The organism is Mycoplana sp. ABR4_002, from assembly GCF_056159645.1.
In genome coordinates this window covers 848,289-863,360 of record NZ_JBSWVO010000001.1, presented here as the reverse complement: position 1 = coordinate 863,360, position 15,072 = coordinate 848,289, and the positions used below count along the sequence as shown (strand labels likewise).

Annotated in this window: 13 protein-coding genes and 1 tRNA gene; 7 read left to right on the top strand and 7 right to left on the bottom strand. The window is 66.0% G+C overall.

Going from position 1 to position 15,072, the window contains the following annotated elements; genetic code table 11:
* Positions 1 to 5: 5 nt before the first annotated feature.
* The 3 genes from ACXAGF_RS04105 to ACXAGF_RS04095 all read left to right on the top strand — a co-directional run bounded on the left by ACXAGF_RS04105 (position 6) and on the right by ACXAGF_RS04095 (position 3,339).
* Positions 6 to 743 (top strand): 16S rRNA (uracil(1498)-N(3))-methyltransferase, encoded by a 738-nt coding sequence (locus ACXAGF_RS04105; protein WP_475014677.1) that lies wholly within the window; start codon positions 6 to 8, stop codon positions 741 to 743.
* 168 nt (positions 744 to 911) lie between these two features.
* Positions 912 to 2,285, top strand: coding sequence for a glutamate--cysteine ligase (locus ACXAGF_RS04100; protein ID WP_475014674.1), 1,374 nt, complete (start codon positions 912 to 914; stop codon positions 2,283 to 2,285).
* 148 nt (positions 2,286 to 2,433) lie between these two features.
* A complete protein-coding gene (locus ACXAGF_RS04095) occupies positions 2,434 to 3,339 on the top strand; it encodes a DUF937 domain-containing protein (protein WP_475014672.1) in 906 nt (301 codons plus the stop codon).
* Positions 3,340 to 3,447: 108 nt separating this feature from the next.
* Here the strand turns inward: ACXAGF_RS04095 and ACXAGF_RS04090 are convergent, their stop codons facing one another.
* On the bottom strand, positions 3,448 to 3,744 hold the full coding sequence (locus ACXAGF_RS04090) for a YjiS-like domain-containing protein (RefSeq protein ID WP_475014671.1): 297 nt from the start codon (positions 3,742 to 3,744) through the stop codon (positions 3,448 to 3,450).
* Positions 3,745 to 4,027: 283 nt separating this feature from the next.
* Here ACXAGF_RS04090 and ACXAGF_RS04085 point away from each other — a divergent pair, with 283 nt between their 5' ends.
* On the top strand, positions 4,028 to 4,981 hold the full coding sequence (locus ACXAGF_RS04085; protein WP_475014669.1) for a LysR substrate-binding domain-containing protein: 954 nt from the start codon (positions 4,028 to 4,030) through the stop codon (positions 4,979 to 4,981).
* Positions 4,982 to 4,987: 6 nt separating this feature from the next.
* On the opposite strand, the gene ACXAGF_RS04080 is transcribed toward ACXAGF_RS04085, so the two are convergent.
* The 6 genes from ACXAGF_RS04080 to ACXAGF_RS04055 form a co-directional block, all read right to left on the bottom strand.
* The gene (locus tag ACXAGF_RS04080; protein WP_475014667.1) at positions 4,988 to 6,064 is read right to left on the bottom strand and encodes a D-alanine--D-alanine ligase family protein; all 1,077 of its coding nucleotides are present in this window, start codon (positions 6,062 to 6,064) and stop codon (positions 4,988 to 4,990) included.
* A gap of 201 nt (positions 6,065 to 6,265) precedes the next feature.
* Positions 6,266 to 7,144, bottom strand: a complete 879-nt coding sequence (locus tag ACXAGF_RS04075) for a dienelactone hydrolase family protein (RefSeq protein ID WP_475014666.1) — start codon at positions 7,142 to 7,144, stop codon at positions 6,266 to 6,268.
* Positions 7,145 to 7,381: 237 nt separating this feature from the next.
* A complete protein-coding gene (gene guaB, locus ACXAGF_RS04070; RefSeq protein WP_475014664.1) occupies positions 7,382 to 8,881 on the bottom strand; it encodes an IMP dehydrogenase in 1,500 nt (499 codons plus the stop codon).
* 374 nt (positions 8,882 to 9,255) lie between these two features.
* Positions 9,256 to 9,639 carry a VOC family protein gene (locus tag ACXAGF_RS04065; protein ID WP_475014662.1) on the bottom strand — a complete coding sequence of 128 codons (384 nt, stop codon included), beginning with the start codon at positions 9,637 to 9,639 and terminating at the stop codon, positions 9,256 to 9,258.
* A 1-nt stretch (position 9,640) separates the two neighbouring features.
* Positions 9,641 to 10,369 carry an RlmE family RNA methyltransferase gene (locus tag ACXAGF_RS04060; protein ID WP_475014660.1) on the bottom strand — a complete coding sequence of 243 codons (729 nt, stop codon included), beginning with the start codon at positions 10,367 to 10,369 and terminating at the stop codon, positions 9,641 to 9,643.
* Positions 10,366 to 11,928, bottom strand: coding sequence for a Ppx/GppA phosphatase family protein (locus ACXAGF_RS04055; RefSeq protein ID WP_475014658.1), 1,563 nt, complete (start codon positions 11,926 to 11,928; stop codon positions 10,366 to 10,368). The genes ACXAGF_RS04060 and ACXAGF_RS04055 overlap by 4 nt, the downstream gene beginning before the upstream one ends.
* Before the next feature lie 345 nt (positions 11,929 to 12,273).
* On the opposite strand from ACXAGF_RS04055, the gene ACXAGF_RS04050 reads away from it, so the two are divergent.
* The 3 genes from ACXAGF_RS04050 (at position 12,274) to ACXAGF_RS04040 (ending at position 14,430) form a co-directional block, all read left to right on the top strand.
* A tRNA-Gln gene (locus ACXAGF_RS04050) sits at positions 12,274 to 12,347 on the top strand.
* A gap of 872 nt (positions 12,348 to 13,219) precedes the next feature.
* The gene (locus ACXAGF_RS04045; protein WP_475014656.1) at positions 13,220 to 13,942 is read left to right on the top strand and encodes a nucleoside deaminase; all 723 of its coding nucleotides are present in this window, start codon (positions 13,220 to 13,222) and stop codon (positions 13,940 to 13,942) included.
* Positions 13,943 to 14,190: 248 nt separating this feature from the next.
* Positions 14,191 to 14,430: a hypothetical protein gene (locus ACXAGF_RS04040; RefSeq protein WP_475014655.1), complete on the top strand. Its 240-nt coding sequence runs from the start codon at positions 14,191 to 14,193 to the stop codon at positions 14,428 to 14,430.
* The last annotated feature ends 642 nt before the right edge of the window (positions 14,431 to 15,072 follow it).

Below are 15,072 nucleotides of genomic sequence, written 5' to 3'. Positions count from 1 at the left end.
AGACCATGCGCGCCAACTACCGCATGCAGCGCCTTTTCGTCGAGCCGGATCTCGCCGCGGGCGCCGTGTTCGAGGCCTCGAAGGACCAGTTCCACTACCTCGCCAACGTTCTTCGGGCCGAGGAGGGAACCGGGGTTCTCGTGTTCAACGGTCGCGACGGGGAATGGCGGGCGCAACTCTCCTACCCCACCCGCAAACGCCTGCTCATGACCGTCTCCGAACAGACGCGGCCGCAGCCGGCGCCCAGCGACCTGCACTATCTGTTCGCGCCGCTGAAGGTCGGCCGGCTCGATTATATCGTGCAGAAGGCGGTCGAGATGGGCGCCGGCCTGTTGCAGCCGGTGATGACGCAACACGTGCAGGGCAAGATCACCAGCCTGGAACGGATCGAGGCGAACGTGATCGAGGCGGCCGAGCAGTGCGGCATCCTCGGCATTCCGAAGGTCGAGGCGCCGCGACGGCTCGATGACCTGCTGCGGGACTGGCCGGGGGACCGGCGCATCGTCTTTTGCGACGAGGGGCATGACAGCCAGAACCCGCTGCCCGCGCTCCAAACCCTTCAGGGAAGCAGGCTGGCGCTGCTGGTCGGCCCGGAAGGCGGTTTTTCTGACGCGGAACGGGAACTGCTGCGCGGCCTCCCGTTCGTCACCGCCATCCCGCTCGGCCCGCGCATCCTCAGGGCCGACACCGCCGCCGTCGCCGCGATGGCGGTGATCCAGGCTACGATCGGCGACTGGCGATAGCCGGCGCTCAGGCAACCAAGACGCGCAGGCGCCGGTCACCGGCCGCCAACATTCCGTTTTTTTGATGGAACCTTGAAAGAAATTTGCTTGCGCCTCACATGATTACGGTCCAAGCACCCTTCACCGCCTGGCCCTTCGGCCGGGTTCCATCTGCACAAGAAGACGCCCATGGCCCGTGACACCACCGACCAGACGCCGGTTCGCTCGATAGCGGATATGACCGACTACCTCGCCGCCGGCTGCAAGCCGAAGGAGGCGTTCCGCATCGGGACCGAACACGAGAAGTTCGTCTTCTACACGGCCGACAACAGCCCGGTGCCCTATTTCGGCGAACGCAGCATATCGGCACTGCTGAACGGCATGCAGGCCAGGTCCGCGTGGGAGCCGATCATGGACGGCGACAATATCATCGGGCTTTCGGGGCCGGGTGGCGCCGGCGCCATCTCGCTCGAACCGGGCGGGCAGTTCGAACTTTCCGGCGCCCCGCTGGAGGACCTCCACCAGACCTGCAAGGAATCGAACCAGCACCTGGCGACGCTCCGCAGCGTCGCAGAGCCGCTCGGCATCCGCTTCCTCGGCATGGGCGGCAGCCCGAAATGGACGCTCGGCGAGACGCCGAAGATGCCGAAGTCGCGCTACGAGATCATGACCCGGTACATGCCCAAGGTCGGCAGCCAAGGCCTGGACATGATGTATCGTACCTGCACCATCCAGGTGAATCTCGACTTCGGCTCCGAGACCGACATGCGCCGCAAGATGCAGGTGTCGCTCAAGCTGCAGGCGCTCGCCACTGCCTTCTTCGCCTCCTCCCCGTTCACCGAGGGCAAGCCGAACGGGCTGGTCTCCTGGCGCGGCGATATCTGGCGCGACACCGACAACAACCGGGCCGGCCTCATCCCCTTCGCCTTTGCGCCCGATTTCGGCTTCGAGCACTACGTCCAGTGGGCGCTCGACGTGCCGATGTACTTCGTCGTGCGCGACGGCAAGTATCACGACTGTACGCACATCACCTTCCGCCAGTTCATGGCCGGGGCGCTGCGGGGCGAGGTCGCCGACTGGCAGCCCAACATGGGCGACTGGACCAACCATCTCTCGACGCTCTTCCCCGACGTGCGGCTGAAGCGCTTCCTGGAGATGCGCGGCGCCGACGGGGGCCCGTGGCGCCGCATCTGCGCGCTGCCGGCCTTCTGGGTCGGCCTGCTCTACGACGACACCGCGCTTGCGGCCGCCGAGGACCTGACCCGCGACTGGACCGTCGAGGAGGTCAGCACCCTGCGCGACGCGGTCCCGGCCCTCGGCCTGAACGCGACACATCGCGGCCGGTCGCTGTGGGAGATCGGCCGGGAGGTGCTCGCCATCTCCCGTTCCGGGCTTACCGCGCGCGACCGCCGCAATGGCGACGACGTCGACGAGACCGTGTTCCTCTCGCCGCTGGAAGAGGCGCTGGCCAAGAAATCGACGCTGGCCGAGGACATGCTGGCGCTCTACCACGGCCGCTGGAACCAGTCCGTCGAGCCGGTCTTCACCGAGTACCAGTACTGACCGCGCCGCGCCGCACGCGCAAGAAAAGCAGTTTCCGTCCCGGATATTCCCGTTATAGTGCAAGCACATGCTTGCGCTTGGGCCACGGCCGCGCGACGTGACGATGCACTGGCATTCGGCTGCCCGCAGGACGACGAAAGGACCGGCGATGATCCCGCTTTACGATTTGATGCTGCAGGCCCAGAACGGCAATGCGATGGACGTGATGGCGAAGCAGTTCGGCCTGGCGCAGAAGCAGGCCAGCGAGGCCGTGTCCGCCCTGATGCCGGCCTTTTCCGAGGGCCTGAAGCGCAGCGCCACCAATCCCTATGACTTCGGCGCCTTCCTCAAGGCGCTCTACTCCGGTGACTACGCCAAATATTTCGACGACATGACCAAGGCCTTCACGCCGAAGGGCATCGAGCAGGGCAACGACCTGCTCGGCCAGTTCTTCGGCTCCAAGGAGGTTTCGCGCGCGATCGCGGCGCAAGCGGCGCAGATGACCGGCATCGGCCAGGAAATCTACAAGCAGATGATGCCGGTGGTCGCCAGTACCCTGATGGGCGGGCTGTTCAAGCAATCGGTCGCGCCTTACTTCGGCGCCACGCAGCAGGGGATGGAAAACCCGTTCGTTGCGGCCATGCAGCAATGGTTGCAGGCAACGGGCATGGCGAAGAAGCCGGAGCCGGACTCCAGCCCGCTCGCCAACCCGTTCAACAATCCCTTCACCCAGGCCTTTTTCGGCACGGCCGGCGGCAAGAAGGAAGAGACCAACATTTTCGCCGACAACCCCTTCGCCAAGGCCTTTGCCGACATGATGACGGCGATGGGCGGCGGCAAGCCGGAAACCCCGCAGCCGGAAAAAGCCGACACGCCGGCAGACTCGCTGACGAAGTTCGTCAACACCATGTTCGATACCGGGCTGGAGATGCAGAAGGACTACCAGAAGAGCATCGAGGGCATCTTCGACGCGATGAGCAAGTCCGCCGGTTCGGAAGGCAAGGCCGCGAGCGCGTCGAAAGCGCAGGACGCCCCCGATACCCCTACGGAACCGCGTCCAAACAAGAAGAAGTAGTCTTCCCCGACATGACCAAGAAAAAGCCCGGCGGGACCAGGGAGGGTCGCACGCCGGGCAAGTGGCAGGGCTATTGGCTCTCACCCTGCGGGGAGGCTGGGAGCGACCTCAATCGAGGTAGCCGCTCCGCAAATGTCTGCGGGCCCGCTCGCGCGCGGCAAGCGTGAGATGCAGGCCGGGATCGGCGAAGTAGGCGGACGTCATCGCCTCGCGGATATCGTCCCGGCGCAGCCCGATATCGAGCAACTGATAATCGTCCAGATCCTGCAGCCGGTTCACGGCGGAGCGATTGAGCCATGTGCGAAAGAGGCGAATCGCGGACTTTTGCAGGCGGGCGGCGAGGGTCGGACGGGGCGGCTGCGAAGCAGCGAGGTCGAGGTCGATGTGGCGGTCAATCATGCGCATGGCGTTTTCTCCTTTCCGGCGCGACGCACTCCGCGACTTGCGGACAGTTTGCGCGCACTCGTGATCGTTTCGCCGGTCGACAACCGACCGGCGTTTGCAAAAGATACAGGTATTTCAATATGTTCCCGTCCCGTCGCAGATCTGCGCAGGCCGGGTAGTCGGCTGGTGCAAGGGGCCGGCTGAACGTCCCTTCACCTTGCATCCCGCTTTTCGCAAATTGACATTGATCAGTCCAACGAATGTTTCTAATAGTATTGATCAAACCCTCTTATGGAATATCGCCATGTCTGCTCCACTCGACATTGACCAGCTGCAAACCTTCGTCGCCATCGCCGATACCGGCAGTTTCACCAAGGCCGCGGATCGGGTGTTCAAGACCCAGTCAGCCGTATCGATGCAGATGCGCCGGCTCGAGGAGAGGATCGGCAAGCAGCTGTTCATGAAGGACGGGCGCGGCAATCGGCTGACGGCGGAGGGTGACCGGCTGCTGAACTTCGCGCGTCGCATGCTCCGCCTGAACAACGAAGCCATCGCTGCCTTCGACGACAACCGGCTCGAAGGCACGTTGCGCATCGGTACGCCGGACGACTATGCCGACCGCTACATGCCGGAGATCATCAGCCGCTTCGCCAAGACGCACCCGAACGTCGAACTCTACATCGTGTGTGAGCCGTCGGTGGACCTGGCCGAGAAGATGGGCAAGGGCGAGCTCGACATCGCGCTCGTTACCCACAACCCGCGCCAGCGCCAGTCAGACGTGGTGCGGACCGAGCCGCTGTGCTGGGTGATGTCGGCCAACCATCCGCTGCCGGAGAACGCACCGGTGCCGCTGGCCGTCGGCCGGCGCGACTGCCAGTGGCGGCAGGTCGCCTGCGCCGCGCTCGATTCAGTCGGCCGCGACTACCAGGTGCTGTTCACGAGCTGGTCGTCGACGGTCGTGGCCGCCGCGGTCATGGCCGGCATGGCGGTCTCGGTGCTGCCGGAATCGGCGCTGCGGCCCGGCATGAAGGTGCTGACGCAGGCGGATGGCTTCCCGCCGCTCGCGCCGGTGCAGATCGGCATCATGAAGCGGCCCGGGCTGTCGCCGTCACTGATGAACGCGATCACCAGCCATATCACAGCCTGCCTCGACAACATCTCGCCGCTGGCCGTCAACGACGACCTGCCGGAGGCGGACATCAAGCAGTTTCCGCGGCTGCCGCGCCTGCGACCCGGGCATGTGCTGCCGGGGTGGTGAGCCGGATCAGGCCGAACGGCCGGCGCGCGCAAGACCATGGGCGACGAGCCGGTCGATGAGCTCGGCGTAGCTGACGCCGCTGGCCGCCATCGCCTTCGGGTACATGCTGATATCGGTGAAGCCGGGGATGGTGTTGAGTTCGTTGACGACGAAGCCGGTGCCCGCCGTGACGAAGAAGTCGACGCGGGCCATGCCGTCGCAACCAAGCGCCCGGAAGGCCGCTGCGGCGGTGTCTCGGATCCGCGCCTCGACGTCCGCCGGCAGGTCGGCCGGAACCCGCAACGTCGCCCCGTCCGCGTCGATGTATTTGGCATCGTAGCTGTAGAAGCCGTGGCTTTCGGCCGGCACGATCTCGCCCGGACGGGACACGAAGAGGCTTCCGTCGGCATCTTCGAGCACGCTGCATTCGATCTCGCGACCCCGGACGAACTCCTCGACCAGCAGCTTGCGGTCGTGGGCAAAGCCAGCGGCGAGCGCTGCCACATATTCCTCCTCGCTCGAGACCTTGCTCACGCCGACGGAGGAGCCCTGCCGGGCCGGCTTGATGAAGAGCGGCGCGCCGAGCGCGCCCACGAGGTCCGAAAACGTCGGCGCGGCCCCTTGGTGAACCGTCCGGGACCGGGCGGTCGGCAGGCCGGCCTCGTTCAGCAGCCGCTTGGCGACGTCCTTGTCGAGGGCCGCCGCCGAACCGAGGATGCCGCAACCGACAAGCGGGACGCCGGCAACCTCGGCAAGCCCCTGCACCGCACCGTCCTCGCCGGGAAAGCCATGCAGCACGGGAAAGAGGATATCGACCTTCGCCAGTTCCCGCGGCGCCCCGTCGGTCGGAATCGCCAGCGCCCGGCCGCATCCGCCCGGCACCAGGCACAACTCCGTGCCGTGCGCGGGCTGCTCGAGCACGCCGTTGTCGAAGCGGCTCAGCAGCCAGCGCCCGTCCCGGGTGACGAAGACCGGAATAGCCTCGTATTTCGCCGCCGCCAGCGCGCGCAGAACATTGGTCGCCGACAGCACCGAAACCTGGTGCTCGGCAGAGCGCCCGCCAAAGAGGACGGCAATGCGCAATCGGTTCGATGAGTCGGCCATGAACGTCTCCTATCCGGTGTCGGACAGGCATGGCAGACGGTGGTTCGGCTGACAAGGCCGGAGCGCGGGCCGCGGTGTGCTCGCCTGCCCGGTTTCGTCCAAGGTGGCTGTAGCGGAGACCGGAGCCGACGAGGGGTCGCCCCTCCCTTGCCGGCAATCGTGCGACCGGCTCCGTCCGCAGCCCTGCAAGCCCGTTCGGCGTTATGCCAGATGCTGCTTCAGGAACACCACGGTACGCTGCCAGGCGAGTTCGGCGGCCGCCTTGTCGTAGCGGGCGGCGGAACTGTCGTTGTTGAAGGCATGGTTGACGCCGTCGTAGACGAACAGTTCATAGGTCTTTCCGTGGTCGTCGAGTGCCTCCTTGAAGGCATCGATGCCGGCGTTGATGCGCTCATCCAGCCCGGCATAGTGCAGCATCATGGCCGCGTTGATATCGCCGACCGCCTCGGCCGGCGGCTGCGCCCCGTAATAGGCGACCGCGGCCTTCAGGTTCGGGTCGACCACCGCAAGGCGGTTGACCAGCCCGCCGCCCCAGCAAAAGCCGATGGCGCCGACCTTGCCGTTCACCCAGTCGAGCTCGGACAGATAGGCGACCGTTGCCACCGCATCGTCGGCGGTGGCGGCGCGATCGAGGCCGCGGATCATGTCGCGCGCCTGATCCTCGTCGGCCGGCGTGCCTCCGGCGGGCGACAGGAAGTCCGGCGCCAGGGCGACAAAGCCCTCCAGCGCCATCCGGCGGGCGACATCGCGGATGTGCGGGTTGAGGCCGCGGTTCTCGTGGATGACGATGACGCCGCCGAGCGGCCCCTGGGCGTCCTTCGGGCGGGCTATGTATCCCGTCATGCGGCCCTTCGGCGCGGCCCAGCTGACCTCCTCGGCCGTCAGGCGCGCGTCGTCCTCGGCGACCATCTCGGCGCTGGCGCTGTCGGCAGCCAGCAGCGGGGCGATCGCCGCGGCGGTGGCCGCGGATCCGGCAAGCGCCGTCAGCCGCTCCATGAAACGGCGACGGTCGAGCGTCAGATGGGTATATTCGCCATAGGCGTCGATCATCGCCTGCGTGATCTTCGGCAGCTTTTCCATGTTGGCTTCTCCTGTGATCGCCGCGCCGGGAACGTGCGCTTCGCGTGAGAGAATAAGCCACGACGGACAGCCATGCCGAACAACAGATCGTCACGGTCGCGTGATCGCGGCGAAGACAAGACGGTCGGCTCCGACAGGGATCCCGCAGGCGCGATGACAAGGCCCGCTTCGCCAAATGAAACAGGCGGCACCACCGGCGCCGCCTGTCGTCAGCCATCTGTCGATCCGCGCCTCGCCTTACGAGCTCGCGCCCGGGTAGTTGGGGCTCTCGCGCGTGATCGTGACGTCATGGGCATGGCTCTCGCGCAGGCCCGCGCCGGAGATGCGAACGAACGTCGCCTTCTCCTGGAAGTCCCTGAGGTCGCGGCCGCCGACATAACCCATCGAGGCCTTGAGACCGCCGGCGAGCTGGTGCAGCACGCCCGATACCGGCCCCTTGTACGGCACCTGCCCCTCGATGCCTTCCGGCACCAGCTTGAGCGTGTCGCGCACCTCGGCCTGGAAGTAGCGGTCGGCCGAGCCGCGCGCCATCGCGCCGACCGAGCCCATGCCGCGATAGGCCTTGAAGGAGCGCCCCTGGTAGAGGAACACCTCGCCCGGGCTTTCGTCGGTGCCGGCGAGCAGCGAGCCGACCATGCAGGCGGACGCGCCGGCGGCGATCGCCTTGGCGAGGTCGCCCGAGAACTTGATGCCGCCGTCGGCGATCACCGGAATGCCGGCCCCGTGGGCAGCCTCGACCGCCGACATGATGGCGGCCAGTTGCGGCACGCCGACGCCGGCGACGATACGCGTGGTGCAGATCGAACCGGGGCCGATGCCGACCTTGACGGCGTCCGCGCCCGCATCGATCAGCGCCTTCGTGCCGCCAGCGGTGGCGACGTTGCCGGCCATCACGCGGACCGAGTTCGACAGCTTCTTCACCCGCGTCACGGCGTCGAGCACGCGCTGCGAATGGCCGTGGGCGGTGTCGACCACGAGCAGGTCCACACCGGCCTCGATCAAGCGCTCGGCGCGCTCGAAACCGTCGTCACCGACCGAGATCGCCGCGGCGGCCCGCAGGCGGCCCTGCGCGTCCTTGGATGCATTGGGGTTGAGTTGCGACTTCTCGATGTCCTTGACGGTGATCAGGCCGACACAGCGACCGCCGGGATCGACCACCAGCAGCTTCTCGATGCGGTGCTTGTGCAGCAGCCGCTTGGCTTCCTGCTGGTCGACGCTCTCCTTCACCGTGATCAGGTTTTCCCGGGTCATCAGTTCGTGGATCTTCTGCTTCGGATCCGAGGCGAAGCGCACGTCGCGGTTAGTCAGAATGCCGACGAGGCGGCCGGCGACGACGCCTTCGCTCTTCTCCACCACCGGGATGCCGGAAATGCCGTGCGCCTTCATCAGCGCCAGCGCGTCGGCGAGCGTCGCCTCGGGGCCGATTGTCACCGGATTGACGACCATCCCGCTTTCGAATTTCTTGACCTGGCGCACCTCTTCCGCCTGCTCTGCGGGCGTCAGGTTGCGATGGATGACGCCGAGGCCGCCGGCCTGCGCCATGGCGATTGCGAGCCTAGCCTCAGTGACGGTGTCCATCGCGGAGGACAGAATCGGCAGGTTGAGATCGAAGTCGTGGGCGATGCGGGTGGCGATGTTCGTCTGGCCCGGCATGACCTCGGAATGACCGGGCTGAAGCAGCACGTCGTCGAAGGTGAGTGCTTCCAGTCCGGTTGCGGTTTCTATGATGCGTGCCATGGCCAAATTCCCTTCGATGTAACAGGCTACGGTCCAAGGGGCCTGGGAGGCGTCCACCTGGTCGCTTGCAAGATAAGTCTTGGAAGTTGGCGAGGGCTCGTAACACGTTCATGACGGATTGGAAATAGCAAAAAGCCCGGGATTGCTCCCGGGCAGCTTGCGTTGCCTTCATGCACTTTCAGAGATCGAACTGATAGCTGAGCGGCACGAGCCGTATTCCTCGTCAGCCTGCGCGTCATCACCCTCGGCAGGCCAGGGCGCATGATAGCCTATTGCGACGGCCTTGTCTGTGGTGATCATGTGGAAAACCGGCTTCGGCGTCACAACCGTGCTCTCGCGGGAGTCATCACGCCGCCAGAATTCGGGTTGCAGACCTATTCCGGCCGCTCGCAGACGATCGAGAGCTTGTTGCCGTCGAGGTCGCGCACGAAGGCGGCGTAAAAGTTCGGATGGAACGGGCGGATGCCCGGCGCGCCCTCGTCGGTTCCCCCGCTTGCCAGCGCCGCAGCATGAAAGTCGTTTACCGCCGCCCGGCTCGGCGCGTCGAAGGCGACGGTCGCACCGTTGCCGAAGGTTGCCGGCTCACGGTTGAACGGTTCGACCACCCAGAAGCGGCAGCGCACGTCCCCGTCTGCGCCATAGCCGATTTCGCCCTCCGCCTGCTTCTGCCGGCGATAGCCGAGCAGCGGCAGGACTGCGTCGTAGAAGGCGCCGGCGCGCTGCAGGTGATTGGTGCCGACGGTGACGTATAGCAGCATCTCAGGCGTCCTCCTGCGCCGTGGCGTCACTGGATTTTGGCCGCCCCTTGAAGCCCTTGGCGAGCAGGAACATCTCCACCGATTCGGCGCGCGAGGCGGCCGGCTTGACATGAATGACCTGCCGGAAATTCTGCTTCAGCATGTTCAGCAGCTCGCGCTCTGTGCCGCCCTGGAAGGTCTTGGCCAGGAAGTGCCCGCCCTCGCCCAGAACCTCCACGGCGAAATGCGCGGCAACCTCGCACAGGTGCATGGTCCGCAGGTGGTCGGTCTGGCGATGGCCGGTGGTGGGCGCGGCCATGTCGGAGATCACCAGATCGGGCGTACCGCCGATCGCCTCCTTCAGCTTGTCCGGCGCTTCGGGATCGAGGAAGTCCATCTGCAGGATCGTCACGCCCGGCAGCGGATCCATCTCGAGGAAGTCGATCGCGGCCACGCGCGGGTCCGCGTCGGTCGAGCTCGTCACCTTGGCGGCGATCTGCGACCAGCTGCCGGGGGCCGCGCCGAGATCGATGATGCGCCGGGCGCCGTCGAGGATCTTGTGCTTCTCGTCGATCTCCAGCAGCTTGAAGGCGGCGCGGGCGCGATAACCCTCGAGCCGGGCACGCTGCACGTAGGGGTCGTTGATGTGGCGTTCGATCCAGCGCCGGGACGACGCCTTGAGCTTGCCCTTCTTCACCTTCTGGCCGAGCTTGCGCCCGGTGCGGTTGCCCGCCACAGGGGGCTTGGTCATTTCTGCTGTCCTTCCGGTCGGCCGGGGTGGCGGAAGCCGCTGCGGTTCTGTCGCCGGCCGCGGCCGCGGCGCCATACCCCGTCATCAGCCATCATGTCGGTGAGCAGCCCCTCGCGCAGGCCGCGATCGGCGACGCGCATGCGGGTCGCCGGCCAGCGGTTGCGGATCGCCTCGAGGATGGCGCAGCCGGCAAGCACGAGGTCGGCCCGGTCGGGGCCGATGCAGGGATTGGCAGCACGGGCGGAGAAGTCCCAGGACAGCAGCCGCGCCTGCATCGCGCTGACTTCGGTATCCGAAAGCCAGACACCGTCGACCTGGCGCCGGTCGTAGCGCGGCAGGTCGAGATGCACGCCGGCCAGCGTCGTCACGGTCCCGGAGGTGCCGATCAGGTGGAAGTCCTCCGGGGCGACGCGTTCGCCGTGCCGCGGGCAATCGAACTCGGCCAGCATGCCCTCGACCTCGCTGACCATTGCGGCGAAGCTTTCCGGCGTCACATCGCGGCCGCCGTGGCGCTCCGACAGCGTCACCACGCCCACCGGCAGCGAGGTCCAGTGGGTGATGTGGTTGGCGAGCCGGCTCGAGCGGTTGTCGCCGATGCGGATGACGGCGATCTCCGAGGAGCCGCCGCCAATGTCGAACAGGACGACCGACTTCGCCTCCCGGCCGACCAGCGACGAGCAGCCGGACACGGCGAGCCGCGCCTCGGTCTCGCGGTTGATGATCTCCAGCTCCAGCCCCGTTTCCGCCCGGACCCGCGCCAGGAAGGCCTCGCCGTTCTGCGCGCGCCGGCACGCCTCGGTGGCGATCAGCCGGCTGCGGCGGATGTCGCGGTTGCGCAGCTTGGCGGCGCAGACCTTCAGCGCTTCGATCGAGCGCTCCATCGCCTCGTCCGAGAGCCGGCCGCTGGCGGCCAGGCCCTCGCCGAGGCGGACGATGCGCGAGAACGCGTCGACGACGCGGAACTGGCCGGGGCGCGTCGGCTGGGCAACCAGCAGGCGGCAATTGTTGGTGCCGAGGTCAAGGGCGGCGTAAAGCGGCGCCTCCCGGGCTTCGCCGCGCGCACCATGCGCCGCCGACCCCTCGGCGCGGTCGCGGCCGCTCGCCTGCGGCGGTACCGGGGCACCGGCGGGCACGATCGACGGCTTCGGCGCGACGACTTCGGCCGGGCGCTCAGGGCTTCTCAGCGGACGCCCCTGCAGGCCGCGCTGGTGCTGCGGCCGTTTCTTGCCCGGTCGGCCGTGGGCCGCGGGGCCGGCTTCGTCCTGCGCTGGTCGCTCGGCTTGGGATGGATGCTGTTGCGGCACGCCCTCGCCGCCACCCTTGCCGCGGCGGCGACGCTTGCGCTTGCGGACGGCTTCGCCGTCCTTCGCGACGTGATGGGGGCGTGCCTCCAGCGCCTGGTGGCGGGGTTCGCTGCCCGGGGAAAGGGAGGCGGAGGACGGACCTTGGGCCCGCTTTGCTTTTCCCTTGCGGCGGCGCGACCGCTTCGGCCTCGCCTGCCCACCCGTGGCCTGCCCCCCGGAAACGGACGGCCTGAGGCCGTGGTCGGGGTCGTTCACGTGTCTGCCTATCGCGCCGCGCAAAGCCTGGACGGGCTGCAGCTGACGCTCTCTCGATTTTCGTTGGCGCGACCTTACCAGCGTGTTCGCTTTTCCACAATTGCTTTGTTTCGCGGCCGATTGGTTGGCGGGCGATGCCGCCGCCGGCAACCGGTCCGGGCCCGACCGCCCTGCGGCGCCGGCGGCCGCGTCCGCACAATGTCGGGTCGCCACGGCTGCTAGACGTGCCGCCCCGATCCCGCGCCCGGTTGCCACCAAAAAAAATTTCGAAGCCTATTTGCATCCGCCGACCTTTTGGTTATAAGCCCGGCACACCGACGGGGCGCCGACTTCGCCGCCGCTCGTTGGGGAATAGTTCAATGGTAGAACAGCGGACTCTGACTCCGTTAATCTTGGTTCGAATCCAGGTTCCCCAGCCAACTTTCTTCAGCAAATGAAATCAACGACTTAGGAAACGGTGCATACCCCTGCCCGTACCCGGTTATTTATCTCGCATTCGGCTTGTCGCTCTGGCCGCATGATTGGCGACAGAACCCGTGTGCCAACCGTTCCAACTGCAGCGTCAACCCTAACGCCATCATGTTTCTCGAAGCTTCACCCGACTGATGGAAGGGCCGAGCGGGCACCATTGATCCGGTCTGTCGCTCGGGTCTCTGGGCGCCCCGCAAAGGTGCACCGGCCAGAAGGCGACGGGCGTAGCGCTGCCACTTCGGCAACAGGAACGAGCCCGGAATACTGGTGAACCTTGATCGGCTACTGCGCATTTTACGGATCCCTGGCGCCATCAAGGAAGCGATTGCGGGCGCAGCGGCAAGAGCAGGATGGGAGTAGCCGAGGTTGTCGCGAGGCCGTTAGCTACTCCCCTTCAAGCTGCGAGCGCCCTGCGCCACGATAACGTCGAATTCTTCCTTTGAGACAGTCGTCTTTACAGTTCCGACAAATGACATCGTCACGACAAAACGTTCAGTGGCTCTACGATTCGTCTGTTTCGACCGCTTAGCGGACCACTTAATGCCCGCTGAAGCTGACCACGTCTTTGGGCCAACCGGCATTAGCAGTTTTCCACGAGTTGCACTGGGCTCGACCCACTCCGCGCGACATGAACCAGGGTCTAGATAGATTTAGCTAATCGCCCGCCGAGCGCCCGAGGCGTACATTGGCGTTCGTGGCTTGTGCCCAAGCCACGCTCACGCGACCCGGCAGTTCCTAACCCTTAGTCGCCGGGTCGCGACCAACACTCTTGGCACAATCGCACGTCCTGAGGGCGATCCCCCGAAAAGCGGAGATAGCGATGAAGTACGTGCTCAGCCAGGAAGAGATGGGCATCTTCACTCCGGAGGATCTGGTCGAGGTCCAGCGGGTCTTTCAGGGCCTCTGCGACGAGCACGGCTTCACCCAGGGCAGCGTCGGCGCCAGCGGTCTCGCTCGTTCGATTCTGGTTCACTACAGCCAGGGCATTCGAGACGCGAGCACCCTGGAAACAATGTTGCGTGCGCGTGCCGGAGAACAAACGCCGATCACGCTGCCTCGCAGCGAGGCTGCGAACAGGAGCGATACCGAATATCTAGGTATCGCCATCGCGATTGCCATCGAAAGCCGAGCCAGTGGCAACCATCCCTTTGGGGCGCTCTTGGTCGGGCCGGCGGGCGACGTGCTCCTGTCGTCGGGCAACACCTACTCCCGTGATCGCGGTGTTGGCCATGCCGAGACAAACGTTGCCAGGGCGGCCGCGCAACGATACGCGCCGACGTTTCTCGAACGATGCACACTTGTCACCTCGGTTGAACCTTGCTGCATGTGCGCCGGGGCGTGTTACTGGGCCGGCATCGGGACCGTCGTGTACGGCCTCAGTGAAAGTCGGCTGGCCGCGCTGACCGGAGACAACCCGAAGAATCTCACCCTCAACCTGAGCTGTCACGAAGTGTTCGCCTCAGGACGGCGCCATGTGGAGGTCCGTGGCCCTTTTCCTGAGCTTGAAGACGTGATCGTTAGCGGCCACAAAGGTTTCTGGTGACCGTTCCAGCAAAGGCCGTCTCTCAATCGTAAGCTCTGCCTTTCACTTTCGGCAGTTGCGATCGGCGCTGGGACACCGTCAACCCCGAAGCGAACCGGAAGTGCCAAATTTCGGCCTCCGCAATCCATCGCACCCGCATCCCGACCAAGTCTGCGTGCCGCCCGCTCTTGGCCTTGGATCGCCGCTGGTCTATCATCTTTCGGTTGCCGGAGAGGCACCCGCACTCCGGCTATGGAGGAGCACCCCCTATGATTACCAGGATCTCGATTGCCCTTCTTTTGGCACTCTCGCCTGTGACTGCCTTCGCCAGTCAGTGCCCCACCATGATGGCGGCGATTGACGCGGCCCTGCCGAACGCCTCCCTCTCGGAAGCCGATATGGCTAAGGTCAAAGAGTTGCGCCAACAGGGCGAGCAGTTGCACCAGTCCGGCGATCACGCAGGCTCGGAGGCAGCACTCGGCGAGGCGAAGGAAATGCTCGGGATCTGACTGTGGAAAGCATGGATCGGATCATCCGAGACGCACCCCCGGCTATGCCAGGCCTTGCCTCCCGCGTCCTGATAGCACCGAAGAGGCACTTGCAGACCGACCGTCCGCTTCTGTCGTCCGCTGTCGATCTTGGGATCGAGGTGTCGGCTACACCTACCGCCAGCGTGGGCTGCAGGGCCATCATCCGATCGTGGAATGGTCGGGGCCAAGGCAATGCCTAAGTGCATCTTGCCGCTGCCACAAACGGGGATTACATTGCTTGAAGATCGTCCCTCGTGCCTCTGACCACGGATGTACTGGCAGGGCATGGGGTGACGACAAGAAAGGCCGGCTTTGCCCGGCCTTTTTTGTCGCCTGGACGGATGCCGGGCCAGACGGCGGGCGGTAGGCGGCCGGCCTGCTCGGCAATGTCAGGGTGGCAGTTCGCCGCGGGCTTGCCGCTTGTGCGGCAGGCGTGATCGGCAGGCGGGAACAACCAAGCCCTGTCCACCGCGGCGCCATGAGGCTTTCTTGCCCGAACCTACGGCGGGGGGTAGAGTCGCGTGCTGACCTCGTCCCGGCGAGACGCCGCGCGCCGGGGGCCGCCGGCCATGTCGGCGCGGCGACGTGGGGACCATCAGCAGGATCGTCGCCGGCATGGCG

Coding starts and splice junctions, on each gene's coding strand:
- ACXAGF_RS04105 (WP_475014677.1), top strand. CDS start 6: ATGCGCGCCAACTACCGCATGCAGCGCCTTTTCGTCGAGCCGGATCTC.
- ACXAGF_RS04060 (WP_475014660.1), bottom strand. CDS start 10,369: ATGACCAAGCCCCCTGTGGCGGGCAACCGCACCGGGCGCAAGCTCGGC.
- ACXAGF_RS04075 (WP_475014666.1), bottom strand. CDS start 7,144: ATGGAAAAGCTGCCGAAGATCACGCAGGCGATGATCGACGCCTATGGC.
- ACXAGF_RS04065 (WP_475014662.1), bottom strand. CDS start 9,639: ATGCTGCTATACGTCACCGTCGGCACCAATCACCTGCAGCGCGCCGGC.
- ACXAGF_RS04100 (WP_475014674.1), top strand. CDS start 912: ATGGCCCGTGACACCACCGACCAGACGCCGGTTCGCTCGATAGCGGAT.
- guaB (WP_475014664.1), bottom strand. CDS start 8,881: ATGGCACGCATCATAGAAACCGCAACCGGACTGGAAGCACTCACCTTC.
- ACXAGF_RS04040 (WP_475014655.1), top strand. CDS start 14,191: ATGATTACCAGGATCTCGATTGCCCTTCTTTTGGCACTCTCGCCTGTG.
- ACXAGF_RS04085 (WP_475014669.1), top strand. CDS start 4,028: ATGTCTGCTCCACTCGACATTGACCAGCTGCAAACCTTCGTCGCCATC.
- ACXAGF_RS04045 (WP_475014656.1), top strand. CDS start 13,220: ATGAAGTACGTGCTCAGCCAGGAAGAGATGGGCATCTTCACTCCGGAG.
- ACXAGF_RS04080 (WP_475014667.1), bottom strand. CDS start 6,064: ATGGCCGACTCATCGAACCGATTGCGCATTGCCGTCCTCTTTGGCGGG.
- ACXAGF_RS04090 (WP_475014671.1), bottom strand. CDS start 3,744: ATGCGCATGATTGACCGCCACATCGACCTCGACCTCGCTGCTTCGCAG.
- ACXAGF_RS04095 (WP_475014672.1), top strand. CDS start 2,434: ATGATCCCGCTTTACGATTTGATGCTGCAGGCCCAGAACGGCAATGCG.